Below are 576 nucleotides of genomic sequence, written 5' to 3'. Positions count from 1 at the left end.
TTGATGCTTTTGGTCTTGCGCAACGCCACCATCGGTTCGACGTAGCGTGCGCGAATCTGGTCCGGGTCGAGGATCTCCAGCCCTTCAGGCAGTTCAAAGCCGTGAGCCTTGGCCACCGCCTGAACCTCTTCGGGTTTGGCCAGCAGCACGCAACGCGCGATGCCGCGTGCCTGGCAGATAGCCGCGGCCTGCACGGTCAACGGCTCGCTGCCTTCGGGCAGGACGATGCGCTTGTTGGCTTGCTGAGCGCGCTGGATCAGCTGATAGCGGAATACTGCAGGGGTCAGGCGCATTTCCCTAGGCGTGCCGCAGCGCTGGTGCAACCATTGGGCGTCGAGGTGGCTGGCAACAAAGTCGGTGATGATTTGCGCGCGTTCGCGGTCATCGATCGGGATCTCTTTGTTCAAGCTGTTCAAGCGATTGGCGGTGTCGTAAGAACCAGTGCTGACCGACAGCACGGGCAGCCCGGCTTGCAATGCACCTCGGCAAAGCTCCATGAGGCGCGGGTCGGGCTGGGTGTCGCTGGTCAGCAGCAAGCCTGCCAGCGGTACGCCGTTCATGGCCGCGAGGCTCACG

The 576-nt window shown here is 63.0% G+C and carries 1 protein-coding gene; it reads right to left on the bottom strand.

The window, feature by feature from the left end; translation table 11 throughout:
• Positions 1-576, bottom strand: a 576-nt coding sequence (locus tag TU82_RS27345) for a phosphate acyltransferase (RefSeq protein ID WP_248842646.1), incomplete at both ends; no start/stop codon positions are given.

This window comes from Pseudomonas orientalis, assembly GCF_001439815.1.
GTDB lineage: Bacteria > Pseudomonadota > Gammaproteobacteria > Pseudomonadales > Pseudomonadaceae > Aquipseudomonas > Aquipseudomonas orientalis.
This window is presented reverse-complemented; position numbering and strand designations above follow the sequence as displayed.